14 protein-coding genes are annotated in these 15,429 nt (G+C 62.1%); 7 read left to right on the top strand and 7 right to left on the bottom strand.

Going from position 1 to position 15,429, the window contains the following annotated elements; genetic code table 11:
* The first annotated feature begins 50 nt into the window (after window positions 1–50).
* Both JFU48_RS15710 and csrA read left to right on the top strand, forming a co-directional pair.
* Complete coding sequence (locus JFU48_RS15710) at window positions 51–383, top strand: YnfA family protein (protein WP_003226957.1); 333 nt, start codon at window positions 51–53, stop codon at window positions 381–383.
* 146 nt (window positions 384–529) lie between these two features.
* Window positions 530–715, top strand: coding sequence for a carbon storage regulator CsrA (gene csrA / locus JFU48_RS15715; protein ID WP_003226955.1), 186 nt, complete (start codon window positions 530–532; stop codon window positions 713–715).
* A 5-nt stretch (window positions 716–720) separates the two neighbouring features.
* On the opposite strand, the gene JFU48_RS15720 is transcribed toward csrA, so the two are convergent.
* The 5 genes from JFU48_RS15720 to mnmC all read right to left on the bottom strand — a co-directional run bounded on the left by JFU48_RS15720 (window position 721) and on the right by mnmC (window position 8,157).
* Window positions 721–948 carry a YheU family protein gene (locus JFU48_RS15720; RefSeq protein WP_003192759.1) on the bottom strand — a complete coding sequence of 76 codons (228 nt, stop codon included), beginning with the start codon at window positions 946–948 and terminating at the stop codon, window positions 721–723.
* A gap of 202 nt (window positions 949–1,150) precedes the next feature.
* Window positions 1,151–2,341 carry an osmoprotectant NAGGN system M42 family peptidase gene (locus JFU48_RS15725; RefSeq protein WP_003226953.1) on the bottom strand — a complete coding sequence of 397 codons (1,191 nt, stop codon included), beginning with the start codon at window positions 2,339–2,341 and terminating at the stop codon, window positions 1,151–1,153.
* A gap of 162 nt (window positions 2,342–2,503) precedes the next feature.
* The gene (ngg, locus tag JFU48_RS15730) at window positions 2,504–4,252 is read right to left on the bottom strand and encodes an N-acetylglutaminylglutamine synthetase (protein WP_201136895.1); all 1,749 of its coding nucleotides are present in this window, start codon (window positions 4,250–4,252) and stop codon (window positions 2,504–2,506) included.
* A gap of 3 nt (window positions 4,253–4,255) precedes the next feature.
* The gene (locus tag JFU48_RS15735; RefSeq protein WP_047598738.1) at window positions 4,256–6,028 is read right to left on the bottom strand and encodes an N-acetylglutaminylglutamine amidotransferase; all 1,773 of its coding nucleotides are present in this window, start codon (window positions 6,026–6,028) and stop codon (window positions 4,256–4,258) included.
* Window positions 6,029–6,177: 149 nt separating this feature from the next.
* Window positions 6,178–8,157: a bifunctional tRNA (5-methylaminomethyl-2-thiouridine)(34)-methyltransferase MnmD/FAD-dependent 5-carboxymethylaminomethyl-2-thiouridine(34) oxidoreductase MnmC gene (gene mnmC / locus JFU48_RS15740; RefSeq protein ID WP_201136896.1), complete on the bottom strand. Its 1,980-nt coding sequence runs from the start codon at window positions 8,155–8,157 to the stop codon at window positions 6,178–6,180.
* A 337-nt stretch (window positions 8,158–8,494) separates the two neighbouring features.
* Here mnmC and pap point away from each other — a divergent pair, with 337 nt between their 5' ends.
* Both pap and JFU48_RS15750 read left to right on the top strand, forming a co-directional pair.
* Window positions 8,495–10,009 carry a polyphosphate:AMP phosphotransferase gene (gene pap / locus JFU48_RS15745; protein WP_201136897.1) on the top strand — a complete coding sequence of 505 codons (1,515 nt, stop codon included), beginning with the start codon at window positions 8,495–8,497 and terminating at the stop codon, window positions 10,007–10,009.
* Between the two features lie 102 nt (window positions 10,010–10,111).
* Window positions 10,112–11,296: a thiolase family protein gene (locus JFU48_RS15750; RefSeq protein ID WP_201136898.1), complete on the top strand. Its 1,185-nt coding sequence runs from the start codon at window positions 10,112–10,114 to the stop codon at window positions 11,294–11,296.
* A 119-nt stretch (window positions 11,297–11,415) separates the two neighbouring features.
* Here JFU48_RS15750 and JFU48_RS15755 read toward each other — a convergent pair whose 3' ends face one another.
* The gene (locus JFU48_RS15755) at window positions 11,416–11,610 is read right to left on the bottom strand and encodes a DUF6316 family protein (RefSeq protein WP_003226944.1); all 195 of its coding nucleotides are present in this window, start codon (window positions 11,608–11,610) and stop codon (window positions 11,416–11,418) included.
* Between the two features lie 209 nt (window positions 11,611–11,819).
* Between JFU48_RS15755 and JFU48_RS15760 the strand changes: the two genes are divergently transcribed.
* A complete protein-coding gene (locus JFU48_RS15760) occupies window positions 11,820–12,779 on the top strand; it encodes a DMT family transporter (protein WP_201136899.1) in 960 nt (319 codons plus the stop codon).
* Between the two features lie 123 nt (window positions 12,780–12,902).
* On the opposite strand, the gene JFU48_RS15765 is transcribed toward JFU48_RS15760, so the two are convergent.
* Window positions 12,903–14,297: a class II fumarate hydratase gene (locus JFU48_RS15765; RefSeq protein WP_003226940.1), complete on the bottom strand. Its 1,395-nt coding sequence runs from the start codon at window positions 14,295–14,297 to the stop codon at window positions 12,903–12,905.
* Window positions 14,298–14,490: 193 nt separating this feature from the next.
* On the opposite strand from JFU48_RS15765, the gene JFU48_RS15770 reads away from it, so the two are divergent.
* Together JFU48_RS15770 and JFU48_RS15775 are read left to right on the top strand one after the other, a co-directional pair.
* Window positions 14,491–15,009 carry a DUF2059 domain-containing protein gene (locus tag JFU48_RS15770; protein ID WP_003226938.1) on the top strand — a complete coding sequence of 173 codons (519 nt, stop codon included), beginning with the start codon at window positions 14,491–14,493 and terminating at the stop codon, window positions 15,007–15,009.
* A 12-nt stretch (window positions 15,010–15,021) separates the two neighbouring features.
* Window positions 15,022–15,321, top strand: a complete 300-nt coding sequence (locus JFU48_RS15775; RefSeq protein WP_003226935.1) for a BolA family protein — start codon at window positions 15,022–15,024, stop codon at window positions 15,319–15,321.
* Window positions 15,322–15,429 lie beyond the last annotated feature (108 nt).

Raw genomic sequence — 15,429 nt, forward strand, 5'->3', positions numbered from 1 at the left:
GTATCGCGTCGTTAGGGTGGCCGCATTGGTCACCCTGTCGAGACGCATCAATGCTCAATTACCTGTGGTTCTTCCTCGCGGCGCTGTTTGAAATCGCCGGTTGTTTCGCCTTTTTCATGTGGCTGCGTCAGGGCAAAAGTGCCTTGTGGGTGATCCCGGCACTGCTCAGCCTGACCCTGTTCGCGCTGTTGTTGACCCGAGTCGAAGCGGCTTACGCCGGGCGCGCCTATGCCGCGTATGGCGGAATCTACATCGTTGCGTCGATCGGCTGGCTGGCGGTGGTCGAGCGCGTGCGCCCGCTGGGTTCGGACTGGATCGGCGTGGCGTTATGCGTGATCGGTGCCAGTGTGATTCTGTTCGGGCCGCGATTTTCCGCCGCTTGAGGCGAGACTGTTTAGCCATTTGCAGGAAACGTCTGAAGGGCGCAGCGACTCACGGTGTAGGGCAAGACTGAATTGCTCGCGACCCATTGTAGAGCGCCCGTCCGCCGCGCATCTTCAGGGCTGGCTAACCCTGAAGGACGAACTCCATGCTTGTACTCAGCCGTGTTGTGGGCGAGTTGATTTCCATCGGTGACGATATTTCCGTGCGCGTATTGTCAGTCAACGGTTCCAGCGTGCGCTTCGGCGTCGAGGCGCCGCAGAAGGTCAATGTGCACCGCTCTGAAGTTTACGAGCGGATCCAGCGCAAACAGATCAGCGAAAAGGCTCGCTGAGGTTTTCAGTCGAACAGATGCTTGGGCACATCGTGCTTGAGCATCAACTGGCATTGCTCGCTTTCCGGGTCGAAAACAATCAGCGCCTGGCCTTTGGTCAGTGCTTGGCGGACGCGCAGTACACGGGTTTCCAATGGGGTGTCATCACCGTTGTCGGTACCGTCGCGAGTGACGAAATCCTCGATCAGGCGGGTGAGGGTGTCGACTTCAAGAGCGTCGTAGGGAATCAGCATGGGCACCTCGGCTAAATCAATGGCGGGATGCTACGGCGATTGAGGGTTGGCTGCCAGTTTTGTGTAGGCGGGTCTGGCCCCATCGCTGGCAAGCCAGCTCCCACAGAGTTTGTTGATGTACACAAACAGGTGATCCACCTCGAAAACTGTGGGAGCTGGCTTGCCAGCGATGGGGCCAGTCCAGCCACCACAGAACCCCGGATCAGCTGTCCGAGCGCTGCCCCACCAGACTGTCCACCGACGGCACCCGCGTATCGCTCTCCATCTGCGTCTCATGCTCGATCTGATGACTGAAGCGATCCAGCGAAGCATTGGCCGGCGCCGCATCGCTGGCGAATACCGGCGGACTCAGAATGTACGCCCCAAGCAAACGACTGAGCGCCGCCAGACTGTCGATGTGCGTACGCTCGTAACCATGGGTCGCGTCGCAGCCAAAGGCGAGCAGGGCGGTGCGGATATCGTGCCCGGCAGTCACCGCCGAATGCGCATCGCTGAAGTAATAGCGGAACAGGTCGCGCCTTACCGGCAGTTCGTTTTCGCTGGCCAGACGCAGCAAATGCCGCGACAGGTGATAGTCATAAGGGCCACCGGAATCCTGCATCGCCACGCTCACCGCGTGTTCGCTGGAATGCTGGCCCGGCGCAACCGGCGCAATATCGATGCCGACGAATTCGCTGACATCCCACGGCAATGCCGCCGCCGCGCCGCTGCCGGTTTCCTCGGTAATGGTGAACAGCGGGTGACAGTCGATCATCAACTCTTGACCGCTGTCGACGATGGCCTTGAGCGAGGCCAGCAACGCGGCAACGCCAGCCTTGTCATCGAGGTGACGGGCGCTGATATGGCCGCTCTCGGTGAACTCCGGCAGCGGGTCGAACGCCACCACGTCGCCGACGCTGATGCCCAGCGATTCGCAATCGGCCTTGGTCGCGCAGTAGGCATCCAGACGCAGTTCGACGTGATCCCAACTGATCGGCATCTCGTCCACCGCGGTGTTGAACGCGTGCCCGGACGCCATCAGCGGCAGCACGCTGCCACGAATCACGCCGTTGTCGGTGAACAGGCTGACCCGGCTGCCCTCGGCAAACCGGCTCGACCAGCAACCGACCGGGGCCAGGGTCAGACGGCCGTTGTCTTTCACCGCACGCACGGCGGCACCGATGGTATCTAGGTGCGCGGAGACAGCGCGGTCGGGGCTGTTTTTCTTGCCCTTGAGCGTGGCGCGGATCGTGCCGCGACGGGTCATCTCGAAAGGGATGCCAAGTTCTTCCAGACGCTCGGCGACGTAACGCACGATGGTGTCGGTGAACCCGGTAGGGCTGGGAATGGCGAGCATTTCCAGCAGGACTTTTTGCAGGTAGTTGAGATCCGGTTCAGGGATTTGAGTGGTCATGGAAACTCCTGATGAGTTGAGGCGCATCGATGGTTTCGATGAGGGGTGATTTAGGGTGTCTGTTGCGGCCCCTTCGCGAGCAAGCCCGCTCCCACATTTGGAATGCGTTCAACCTGTGGGAGCGGGCTTGCTCGCGAAGGCGTCAGTCCAGACGCCTCGGAATCAAGAAACAGCCGGCTGACTGTGCGGAAACAACAAATCGACAAAGCGCTCCGCCGTCGGCTGCGGCTCATGATTGGCCAGCCCCGCGCGTTCGTTGGCTTCGATAAACACGTACTCCGGTTGGTCCGCCGCCGGCACCATCAGGTCGAGGCCGACCATCGGAATATCCAGCGCTCGCGCCGCACGGACGGCGGCATCGACCAAGGTCGGATGCAGAATCGCCGTAACGTCTTCCAGCGTGCCACCGGTGTGCAAATTGGCGGTGCGGCGCACGAACAGATGTTCGCCCGCCGGCAGGATGCTGCTGTAGTCATAACCGGCCGCATGCAGGGTGCGTTGGGTTTCATGATCCAGCGGAATCTTGCTCTCGCCACTGGTGGCGGCTTGCCGACGGCGGCTCTGGGCCTCGATCAATGCACCGATCGAATGATGGCCGTCACCGACCACTTCCGCGGGACGGCGAATCGCTGCGGCCACCACTTCAAAACCGATCACCAGAATCCGCAGGTCGAGACCTTCGTGGAAGCTTTCGAGCAGCACACGGCTGTCAAAATGTTTGGCGGCTTCGATGGCCTGCTGCACCTCTTCGATGCTCTGCAGATCGACCGCCACACCCTGGCCCTGTTCGCCGTCGAGCGGCTTGACCACCACTCGCTGATGCTCATCGAGAAACGCCAGGTTGTCGTCGGCGTTGCCCGCCAGTTGCTGCGAAGGCAGCTTCAGCCCAGCGGCCTTCAACACCTTGTGGGTCAGGCTCTTGTCCTGGCACAGGCTCATGCTGATTGCGCTGGTCAGGTCGTTCAGCGATTCGCGGCAACGCACCCGGCGCCCACCGTGGCTGAGGGTGAACAGCCCGGCTTCGGCATCATCCACTTGCACGTCGATGCCGCGCCGATGCGCTTCTTCGACGATGATCCGCGCATAAGGATTGAAGTTGGCTTCCGGGCCGGGACCGAGGAACAGCGTCTGGTTGATGCCGTTCTTGCGCTTGATCGCGAAGGTCGAGAGGTTGCGAAAACCGAGTTTGGCGTAGAGGTTCTTCGCCTGGCGGTTGTCGTGCAGCACCGACAGATCCAGATAGCTCAGGCCGCGACTCATGAAGTGCTCGATCAAATGCCGCACCAGCACTTCACCGACGCCGGGCCGCGAGCACTGCGGATCCACCGCCAGGCACCACAGGCTGCTGCCGTGTTCCGGATCGTTGAAGGCTTTCTGGTGATTGAGGCCCATGACGCTGCCGATCACCGCGCCGCTGTCTTCGTCTTCGGCGAGCCAATAAACCGGGCCGCCCTGATGATGCGGAGTCAGCCGCGTGGCATCGATCGGCAGCATGCCGCGTGCCTGATACAGCAGATTGATCGCCTGCCAGTCGGCTTCGCTCTGTGCCCGGCGAATGCGAAATCCGCGAAACACGCGGGTGGCCTGGCGGTAATCGCTGAACCACAGGCGCAGGGTGTCGGACGGGTCGAGAAACAGTTGGGTCGGTTCCAGACCGAGAATCTGCTGCGGCGCGGCGACGTACAGGGCGATATCGCGCTCGCCGGGTTGTTCGTTGAGCAGTTCCTGCGCCAGCGTCGCCGGGTCAGGAAAGGTGTGACCGATCAGCAGTCGGCCCCAGCCGCAATGCACGGCAATGGGGTCGGCGCCGAGTTCGCTGCCGTCTTCGGCCAGACGCGCCTGCAAGCGTTCATACGACGGTGTCTGACCGCGTAACAGACGTTGGTTGATCGCCGTGGCGTGAGGTTTCATCAATCAGATTCCTTGTTCACTGAGCCACAGGTTCAGGGCCGCCAGTTGCCACAGTTTCGAGCCGCGCAATGGCGTCAGTTGGCCTTGCGGGTCAGTCAGCAGTTTGTCGAGCATGGCCGGGTTGAACAGGCCGCGATCCTGACTCGGATCCAGCAGCAGTTCGCGCACCCAGTTCAGCGTGTCACCCTGCAAATGCTTGAGGCCCGGTACCGGGAAGTAACCTTTCTTGCGGTCGATCACTTCGCTCGGAATCACCAGGCGCGCGGCTTCTTTCAACACTTGTTTGCCGCCATCGGGCAGCTTGAACTGGCCGGGAATTCGCGCTGACAGCTCAACCAGTCGATAGTCGAGAAACGGCGTGCGCGCTTCCAGGCCCCAGGCCATGGTCATGTTGTCGACGCGTTTGACCGGGTCGTCCACCAGCATCACCGTGCTGTCCAGACGCAGGGCTTTATCCACCGCCGCATCAGCGCCGGGCTGGGCGAAATGCTCTTTCACGAAGTCGCCGGCCGCGTCATTCGCGGTCAGCCATTTCGGCTGTACGGTGGCCGCGTAGTCGTCGTAGCTGCGGTCGAAAAACGCCGCGCGATAGGCTGCATACGGATCCGCTGCGCCGTCGACTTGCGGATACCAGTGATAACCGGCGAACAACTCATCCGCGCCCTGGCCGCTCTGCACCACTTTGCAGTGCTTGGCCACTTCGCGGGACAACAGGTAGAAGGCGATGCAGTCGTGGCTGACCATCGGCTCGCTCATCGCGCGGAACGCGGCGGGCAATTGCTCGATGATCTCTTTTTCGTCGATGCGCAATTGATGGTGCTGCGTGCCGTAGTGCTTGGCGATCAGATCGGAATACTGGAATTCATCGCCACGCTCGCCGCCGGCATCCTGGAAGCCGATGGAAAAGGTCGACAGGTTCTCCACGCCGACTTCGCGCAGCAGGCCAACGAGCATGCTCGAATCGACACCGCCGGAAAGCAGCACACCGACATCCACCGCCGCCCGTTGCCGAATCGCTACCGCTTCACGGGTGCTGTCGAGCACACGGTCGCGCCAGTCTTCGAGCGTCAGGTTTTTCTCATCGTCGTGTGGGCCGTAGGGCAGGGTCCACCAGGTTTTCTGCTCGGTGCGGCCATCGGCTTCGACGCGCATCCAAGTCGCTGGCGGCAGCTTTTCGATGCCTGCGAGCAAGGTGCGTGGAGCCGGCACCACCGCATGGAAATTCAGATAGTGATTGAGCGCCACCGGATCGAGGATCGGGTTGATGTCGCCGCCCTTGAGCAGCGCCGGCAGGGCCGAAGCAAAGCGCAAACGCTGGCCGGTACGCGACAGGTACAAAGGCTTCACGCCGAGACGGTCGCGAGCGATGAACAGGCGTTGGGCGTCACGCTCCCAGATGGCGAACGCGAACATGCCGTTGAGTTTCGGCAGCAGCGCTTCGCCCCAGGCGTGGTAGCCCTTGAGCAGCACTTCGGTGTCGCCACCGGAATAGAAGGCGTAACCGAGGGCTTCTAGCTCTGCGCGCAGTTCCGGGAAGTTGTAGATCGCGCCGTTGAAGGCCAGCGACAAGCCCAATTGGCTGTCGATCATCGGCTGCGCCGAGCCGTCCGACAGGTCCATGATTTTCAGGCGACGATGGCCCAGGGCAATCGGCCCTTGAGCATGGAAGCCCCACGCGTCGGGGCCGCGAGGGGCCAGGTGATGGGTGATTCGCTCAACCGCTGCAAGGTCTGCAGGTTGATGATCAAAACGTAACTCGCCAGCTAATCCGCACATAAAGTCCTTACCGGTTTTTCCGTTGGGGAGGGGTGATTCAAGTCTGGCCAAAATGGCCGCTACTCAGAAACTGACCCGCTGCAGATGTGGGAGTTTTAGAACGATGAGTTATAAGAGGGCGCGACTGACCAGCGGCCAGTCGCGATTTTTCATTTGCCGCGAATCAACGTGCGCAAGGCGAAACGGTTGGGGTGGCAGGCTTCGGCGACGCTTCTGGGCAGTGGCAGCGGCTCAGTGTCCAGCCATGCCGCGAGCAGTTCGCCAGACAGCGGCGCGGTGATCAGCCCGCGTGAACCGTGGCCGCTGTTGACGTACAGGCCATCGAGCCACGGGCAGGCGATGTCCGGCACTTGTCGTGCATCCTTGCTCAACGCGGCATAGGCCTGAACGAAAGCTGCGCGGTCGGCAAGCGGGCCGACGATCGGCAGGTAGTCGGGGCTGGTGCAGCGGAACGCGGCGCGTCCCTCCAGTGTTTCCGGGGGCAGTTCATCGATGTGCAGGCGCGCCACCAGATCGCTGGAAATCTCTTCGAGCATCGCCAGATTGCCCAGATGCTCGGCGGTGGTCGGGGTCAAGTCGTCACTGTTGAAGTCGAAACTCGCGCCGAGTGTGTGTTCGCCCAAGCGTGCCGGCGCGACATAACCTTCGGCGCAGACCACGGTGCGCAGCGCCTGACTCTCGGCAGTTTGCGGCAGGCGCGTGATCTGCCCGCGAATGCGTTTGAGCGGCAGCTCGGCACTTTGCGCAAAGCGTTTTATTTCCGCAGCACCGGCCAATACCACGACCGGGGCGCTGGCGAGCAGGCGGTCGCCGTCGAAGGCTTGCCATTGATCATCGACCCTGCGCAGTTCCAGCACGTCGTGATGCTTGAGCAGTTCGATGTTCGCTTGCGCGGCTTGTGCCTGGCACAGCGCCGGCGGATGCACCCAGCCGCCTTCGGGGTAGAACAAGCCGCCGTGCGCCACAGCAATCCCGGCTTGAATTTCGGCTTGCGGCTGATCGAGCCAATGCACCAGATCTTCCGGGAACGCCGCGGCCAGTTGCGCCTGACGCTCGGCTTCCTTGGCATTGAAGGCCAATTGCAGCACACCGCAATCGTCCCAGTCCGTGCCGCGTTGCAGGGTTTCCAGCAGACGGCGGGTGTAGCCGAAGCCGCTGACGATCAGTTGCGACAACGCGGTGCCGTGGGCCGACAACTTCAGGTACAGCACGCCCTGCGGATTGCCCGACGCCTCCTGTGCCACGGCCTCGTGACGCTCCAGCAGACTGACTTGCCAGCCGCGTGCGGCGAGGCTGGCAGCGCTCGCACAACCAGCCAGCCCGGCGCCGATCACCAGCGCCCGACGCTCGGCGGTCAGCGGGGCAGGGCGGGCGAACCACGGTTTGTCCGGTGCCGGTGGCGCAACGTCGTGTGGCCAGCCAAGAAACTCGCCGCGCAGGATCTCCCACTTGTGGCCGATGCCCGGGGTGCGTTTCATCTTGAACCCGGCGGCGTTGAGCAGGCGTCGCACCCAACCGGTGCTGGTGAAGGTGCTGATGGTCGAGCCGGGCGCAGCCAGTCGCGCGAGTTCGGCGAACAGTTCGGCGGTCCACATGTCGGGGTTTTTCGCCGGGGCGAAACCGTCGAGAAACCACGCGTCGATCTGCGCATCGAGTTGCGGCAGTTGCTCCAGCGCATCGCCGATCAGCAGCGTCAGCGTCACCCGGCCATTGCCGAGAATGATCCGCTGAAAGCCCTGATGGATCGCCACGTAATGCGCCAGCAACTGATTGGCCAGCGGCTTGAGATCCGGCCACAAGGCCAGTGCCCGTTGCAGGTCGGCCGGACTCAGCGGGTACTTTTCGACGCTGACAAAATGCAGCCGCGCACCGGCCACCGCATGCTGCTCGAACAACTGCCAGGCGCAGAGAAAATTCAGCCCGGTGCCGAAGCCGGTTTCGCCGATCACCAGTCGCCCATTGGCCGGCAGCACGGCAAAACGCTCGGCCAGACGGTTTTGCTCGAGGAACACGTAGCGGGTTTCATCCAGCCCCGACTGGTCGGAAAAATACACATCATCGAACACCCGCGAGCGCGGACGTCCGTGGTCATCCCAGTCGAGTTGGGCGTGGGGCAATACAGGTTTCATGGCAGGCTCGGCAACGACAAGGCGGCCATTCTAGCTGATCGGGCGGCGGGTGCTTGATCCATGGCAAGTGACCCTTGGGTCGAATGCAGGATCATCACCGGCTTTTGTGGCGAGGGAGCTTGCTCCCGCCGGGGTGCGAAGCAGCCCCGAAACCTGCGACCGCAATTTGTCTGGAGGACCGTGGTTGCAGGTCTTGCGACTGCTGCGCAGCCGAGCGGGAGCAAGCTCCCTCGCCACAGTTTGTTCATTCATCCCACTTGCCATGGTGAGCGGAATTTCTCCGCCGCGCCCATGCCCAATCCGCTAGTCTTGCTGAATCCTGGAAGGAGCCGTCCCCATGTTTGAATCCGCCGAAATCGGCCATGCCATCGACAAAGAGACTTACGACGCGGCGGTGCCTGCGCTGCGTGAAGCACTGCTGGAAGCGCAGTTCGAGTTGCAGCAGCAGAAACGTTTTCCGGTGATCGTGTTGATCAACGGCATCGAGGGCGCCGGCAAGGGCGAGACCGTCAAGTTGCTCAACGAGTGGATGGACCCGCGCCTGATCGAGGTGCGCACCTTCGATCAGCAGACTGACGAAGAACTGGCGCGGCCACCCGCGTGGCGTTACTGGCGGATGCTGCCGGCCAAGGGCCGGATGGGGATTTTCTTCGGCAACTGGTACAGCCAGATGCTCCAGGGCCGGGTCCACGGTTTGTTCAAGGATCCCCGGCTGGATCAGGCGATCAACGCCGCCGAACGTCTGGAAAAGATGCTTTGCGATGAAGGCGCGTTGATCTTCAAGTTCTGGTTTCACCTGTCGAAGAAACAGATGAAGGCGCGGCTCAAGGCGCTGGCCGATGATCCACTGCACAGTTGGCGCATCAGCCCGCTGGACTGGCAGCAATCGCAGACTTACGACAAGGTCGTCAAATACGGCGAGCGCGTGTTGCGCCGTACCAGTCGCGACTATGCACCGTGGCACATCATCGAAGGGATGGACGCCAATTACCGCAGCCTCGCGGTCGGCAAGATTCTGCTCGAAGGTCTGCAAAACGCCCTCAAGCGTCCGCAAGTAGAGGCCGATGAGGTCAATGCCGCGCCGCTGAGCACGGCTGTCGATCAGTTGAACCTGCTCGACAGTCTTGACCTGACCCAGCGTCTGGAAAAGAAAGACTACGAAGAACAACTGATCACTGAGCAGGCGCGGCTGTCGGGGCTGATGCGCGATAAACGCATGCGCCGTCATGCCTTGGTGGCGGTGTTCGAAGGCAACGACGCGGCGGGCAAGGGCGGGGCGATCCGACGGGTGGCGGCGGCGCTCGATCCGCGTCAGTACAACATCGTGCCGATTGCTGCGCCGACCGAAGAGGAGCGCGCGCAACCGTATCTGTGGCGCTTCTGGCGACACCTGCCGGCGCGGGGCAAGTTCACCGTGTTCGACCGCTCCTGGTATGGCCGGGTGCTGGTCGAGCGGATCGAGGGCTTTTGCAGTCCGGCCGACTGGCTGCGGGCTTACAGCGAGATCAACGATTTCGAAGAGCAGATCGCCGATGCGGGGGTGATCGTGGTCAAGTTCTGGCTGGCGATCGACAAGGAGACGCAGATGGAGCGTTTTCAGGCCCGGGAGCAGATCCCCTTCAAGCGCTTCAAGATTACCGAGGACGACTGGCGCAATCGCGAAAAGTGGGATGCCTACCGCGCCGCCGTGGGCGACATGGTCGACCGCACCAGCACCGAGATCTCGCCGTGGACGCTGGTCGAGGCCAATGACAAGCGCTGGGCCCGGGTCAAGGTGCTGCGTACGATCAACCGGGCGCTCGAAGAGGCGTTCGCGAAGTCCGACAAGCACGCGAAAAAACACAAGGACTGAAGCGATGGACGCGCATACGCGGGGTGAATGATTGTCGCGGTCGGCGGCGGGCTGGACTTATGCTCGGTTGACTCTCTCCGACAACAACAATTGAGGTATGCCATGCGTGAAGTGGTGATCGTCGACAGCGTGCGGACCGGCCTGGCCAAGTCCTTTCGCGGCAAGTTCAACCAGACCCGTCCCGACGACATGGCGGCCCATTGCGTCAACGCGCTGCTGTCGCGCAACGACGTCGATCCGGCCAGCGTCGAGGATTGCATCGTCGGTGCCGGCTCCAACGAGGGTGCGCAGGGTTACAACATCGGGCGCAACGTCGCGGTGTTGTCGCGTCTGGGCACTGGTGTTGCCGGCATGACCCTTAATCGCTTTTGCTCCTCGGGGTTGCAGGCGATCGCGATTGCCGCCAACCAGATCGCTTCCGGTTGCAGCGACATCATTGTTGCCGGTGGCGTCGAGTCGATCAGCCTGACCCTCAAGAGCGTCAACACCGATCACCTGATCAACCCGCTGCTCAAGCAGCAGGTGCCGGGCATTTACTACACGATGGGCCAGACCGCCGAAGTGGTGGCGCGCCGTTATGGCGTCAGCCGCGAGGCACAGGATCGTTACGCGCTGCAAAGCCAGCTGCGCACCGCCCAGGCGCAGGCGGCCGGGCTGTTCGATGATGAAATCGTGCCGATGGCGGTCAAGTATCGGGTCGAGGACAAGAACAGTGGCGATGTACAGATCCTCGACGGCATCGTCGATCGCGACGACTGCAACCGCCCGGATACCACTTATGAAAGCCTCGCCGCGCTGAAACCGGTATTTGCCGAGGACGGCTCGGTGACGGCGGGCAACTCGTCGCAGCTGTCGGACGGCGCGTCGATGACCCTGGTGATGAGCCTGGAAAAAGCCCTGCAACTGGGACTGAAACCGAAGGCGTTTTTCCGTGGCTTCACCGTGGCCGGTTGCGAGCCGGACGAAATGGGCATCGGCCCGGTGTTCTCGGTGCCGAAACTGCTCAAGGCCAAGGGCTTGCAAGTGGCGGATATTGATCTGTGGGAGCTGAACGAGGCGTTTGCTTCGCAATGCCTGTATGCCCGCGATCGTCTGGAGATCGATAACGGCAAGTACAACGTCAATGGCGGCTCGATTTCCATCGGCCACCCGTTCGGCATGACCGGGTCGCGGCAGGTCGGGCATCTGGTGCGTGAGTTGCAGCGGCGTGATTTGCGTTACGGCATTGTGACCATGTGCGTGGGAGGCGGGATGGGGGCGACGGGGTTGTTTGAGGCGGTGCGCTGACCCTGCAGATTTGTATTGCCTGTCAGGATGCCTTCGCGAGCAAGCCCGCTCCCACATTGGTACGGTGTACACCGATCAAAATGTGGGAGCGGGCTTGCTCGCGAAGGCTTCAACTCGGTTCATCGGTTGGAGTCCACACCCTGCATCCGCGCGATATACGCCTGAATTTCCTGCTCAGCCTTCTCGGCGCTGTCGAACGGCCCCTCAAGGGTGTTCTCCCGCGTGCAGAAAAACAGCTCTCCATTGACCCGACACATCCGCTCGCTGCGAAAGTGTGTGGCGGGGGCGCTGTCCTGGGCGCGCATTCCGTACATGATCCGGCTCCTTGAGTGATCCGTTGCAGGGATCCAATCAGCTTATGCCTGAAGCACTTGGCGCGCCTCACCAGCCGATCAACGGCAAAGCGTCAATTTAATGCTGCGACCTGCACAGTTTCATTAGCGGCCTGGCCCGAACTGTCCCTGTGTTGCATCTGGCGCCGGGCCTAGAATGATCGCTCTCGTCAGCAGGCATTGGGGTTCGCATGCACATTTCATCCGGTCGCTGGGTCTACGGTCTGTTCCTGGCACTGCTGACGGCGGTTTTGTGGGGCATCCTGCCGATCAAACTCAAGCAGGTGCTGCTGGTGATGGACCCGATCACGGTGACCTGGTTTCGCCTGTTGGTCTCCGGCGGCTGCCTGTTCATCTACCTGGCGGCCACGCGCCGCCTGCCGAGCCGCAAAGTGCTCGGTCCCCGAGGCGGCTGGCTGGTGTTGATGGCGGTGCTCGGGCTGGTAGGCAACTACGTGCTGTACCTGATGGGCCTCAATCTGCTCAGCCCCGGCACCGCGCAACTGGTGGTGCAGATGGGACCGATCATGTTGCTGATTGCCAGTCTGTTCGTATTCAAGGAGCGCTTCAGCATCGGTCAGGGCATCGGGCTGGCGGTGTTGCTGATCGGCTTCGTGCTGTTCTTCAACCAACGGCTGGCCGAATTGCTCACCTCGTTGTCGGACTACACCGCCGGCGTATTGCTGGTGCTGTTGGCCTCGACGGTCTGGACCTTCTATGCGCTGGGCCAGAAGCAATTGCTCACGGTGTGGAATTCGTTGCAGGTGATGATGGTGATTTACCTGTTCTGCGCGCTGTTGCTGACACCGTGGGTGCATCCGCTCGAAGCGCTGGAACTGAGCCCGGTGCAGGGCTGGCTGCTGCTGGCGTGCTGCATGAATACCCTGATTGCCTATGGCGCATTTGCCGAGGCGCTGGCGCACTGGGAGGCTTCACGGGTCAGTGCGACGCTGGCGATCACGCCGCTGGTGACCTTTGGCGCGGTAGCGATTGCCGCCGGGGTGTGGCCGGAATATGTGCATGCCGAGCAGATCAATGGACTGGGTTATGGCGGGGCGGTGCTGGTGGTGCTGGGGTCGGCGCTGGTGGCGTTGGGGCCGTCGTTGATTGCCGGGTTGAAGGCGCGGCGGATGAAGATGGCTGCCAGTTAAACCGCGTTGGCCTTATTCGCGAGCAAGCTCGCTCCCACAATTGACCGCGATCCCATGTCAGGAATGCGATCGAATGTGGGAGCGGGCTTGCTCGCGAAGGCGGCCTGTCAGGCGCTACAGGACTCAGCCCTTGGCGCCAGCCTCGATCATGTTCTCCGGCCGCACCCAGGCATCGAACTCTTCACTGGTCAGATACCCGAGCTGCAGCGCCGCCTCGCGCAAGGTCAGGCCTTCACCGTAAGCCTTCTTGGCGATTTCCGCCGACTTGTCGTAACCGATGTGCGGATTCAGCGCGGTCACCAGCATCAGACCGCGTTCCAGGTGCTGGGCCATGACCTGCGCGTCCGGTTCAAGACCGGCGATGCAGTGCTGCTGGAAGTTGCTGCAGCCGTCGGCGAGCAGGCGGATCGATTGCAGCACATTGTGGATGATCACCGGTTTGTACACGTTCAGTTGCAGGTGACCCTGACTCGCCGCGATGCCGATGGTGACATCGTTGCCCAACACCTGACAGGCCAGCATCGACAGCGCTTCGCACTGGGTCGGGTTGACCTTGCCGGGCATGATCGAACTGCCCGGCTCGTTGGCCGGCAGCCTCACTTCGGCCAAACCTGCGCGAGGACCGGAGCCGAGCAGACGCAGGTCGTTGGCGATTTTCATCAGCGCCACGGCGAGGGTCTTCAGGGCGCCGGACAGGCTGGTCAGCGGCTCATGCCCGGCCAGCGCGGCAAACTTGTTCGGCGCGGTGACGAACGGCAGACCGGACAGCGCGGCGAGTTCCGCGGCAATCGCTTCGCCAAAGCCGTGCGGCGAATTCAGACCGGTGCCGACGGCAGTGCCGCCCTGCGCCAGTTCACACACCGCCGGCAGTGCGGCGCGAATCGCCCGTTCGGCGTAATCCAGCTGCGCGATGAACCCTGACAGCTCCTGACCGAAGGTGATCGGCGTCGCATCCATCATGTGCGTGCGGCCGGTCTTCACCAGTTTCATATGACGTGCGGCCAGTTCGGCCAGACCGCCGGACAGCTCGGCGATCGCCGGCAGCAATTGCTCCTGCACGGCTTTGGCGGTGGCGATGCTCATGGCGGTGGGGAAGCAGTCGTTGGAGCTTTGCGAACGGTTGACGTGATCGTTCGGGTGCACCGGCGACTTGCCGCCGCGCGGGTTGCCGGCCAGTTCGTTGGCACGGCCGGCGATCACTTCGTTGACGTTCATGTTGCTCTGGGTGCCGCTGCCGGTCTGCCAGACCACCAGCGGAAACTGGTCGTCATGCTGACCGTCGAGCACTTCGTCGGCGGCTTGTTCGATCAGGCGGGCAATGTCGGCTGGCAAATCGCCGTTGCGGTCGTTGACCCGGGCAGCGGCTTTCTTGATCAGGGCCAGGGCGTGCAGGACCGGCAGCGGCATGCGTTCCTGACCGATGGCGAAGTTGATCAGCGAGCGTTGCGTCTGAGCACCCCAGTAGGCGTCGTCCGGGACTTCGATCTGGCCCAGGCTGTCGGTTTCGATACGGCTCATCGTGCACACTCCTGTTGGTCTGTTTGCGCAGTTTAGGCCCGGTCGGGGCCAGGTGGTTCCATCGAGCCGATTGTTGACCGCTGCGGCATGGCCAATCAAGCGCGGCAAGGCTCGGGGGTTGAGCCGTGGCGTTATTCAGGCGCAGAATGGGCGCCCTTGGGGTTTTACCTCGCCTGCTAGAAAAGGAAACTCGATGACTCGTCTTCGTGCCATCTGTACCGCGGTTGCACTGGTTTGCGCCAGCGGCCAGGTGCTTGCCGATACCGCCAGCCACAACGCCAGTGCCGAAGCTTTCCTGACCCTGGCGCACGCGGACAAACTGGGTACGCCGGTTTACATGCAAGTGCAGCAAATGTTCGCCCAGCGCTTTGAACAGACCAAAGCCCCGGAATCCAAGAAAGCCGTACTGGAAACCTACCAGGCCAAGGCCAATGCCGCTCTGGACCAGGCCATCGGCTGGAACAAGCTCAAGCCTGACATGGTCAAGCTCTACACCAGCAACTTCAGCGAATCCGAGCTGAAAGATCTGGTCGCGTTCTACCAGTCGCCACTGGGTAAGAAAGTCCTGGAAAAAATGCCGCAGCTGACCCAGCAATCGGCCCAGATGACCCAGGCCAAGCTGGAAAGCGCCGTGCCGGTGGTCAACAAGCTGCTCGACGACATGACCAACGAGCTGGCACCGAAAGGCGCAGCCCCGGCCAAGAAGAAGTAAGCGGAGTTCGTGATGACCATGCAACAACGCATCGAATCGACGCTGGGCCTGCTGCAGCCTGAGCATCTGCAAGTGCTGGACGAAAGCCACATGCACAGTCGCGGGTTACAGACGCACTTCAAGGCAGTGGTGGTCAGCGCGCAGTTCGAAGGCCTGAACCGGGTCAAGCGCCACCAGAAAGTCTACGGCACGCTCGGCGAGCTGATGGGCGAGTTCCATGCGTTGGCGCTGCACACCTACACCCCGCAGGAATGGGCAGAAGTCGGCGCCGCCCCGGCGTCGCCGACCTGTGCCGGCGGTAGCAAACACTGATCCTGGATGAGGCGGGATTTTGTGGCGAGGGGATTTATCCCCGATGGGCTGCGAAGCAGCCCTAAAACCACAGAACTCGATATACCTGGAAAAACGCATTCTAAGGGT

It is taken from the genome of Pseudomonas sp. TH49, assembly GCF_016650625.1.
Lineage (GTDB): Bacteria > Pseudomonadota > Gammaproteobacteria > Pseudomonadales > Pseudomonadaceae > Aquipseudomonas > Aquipseudomonas fluorescens_H.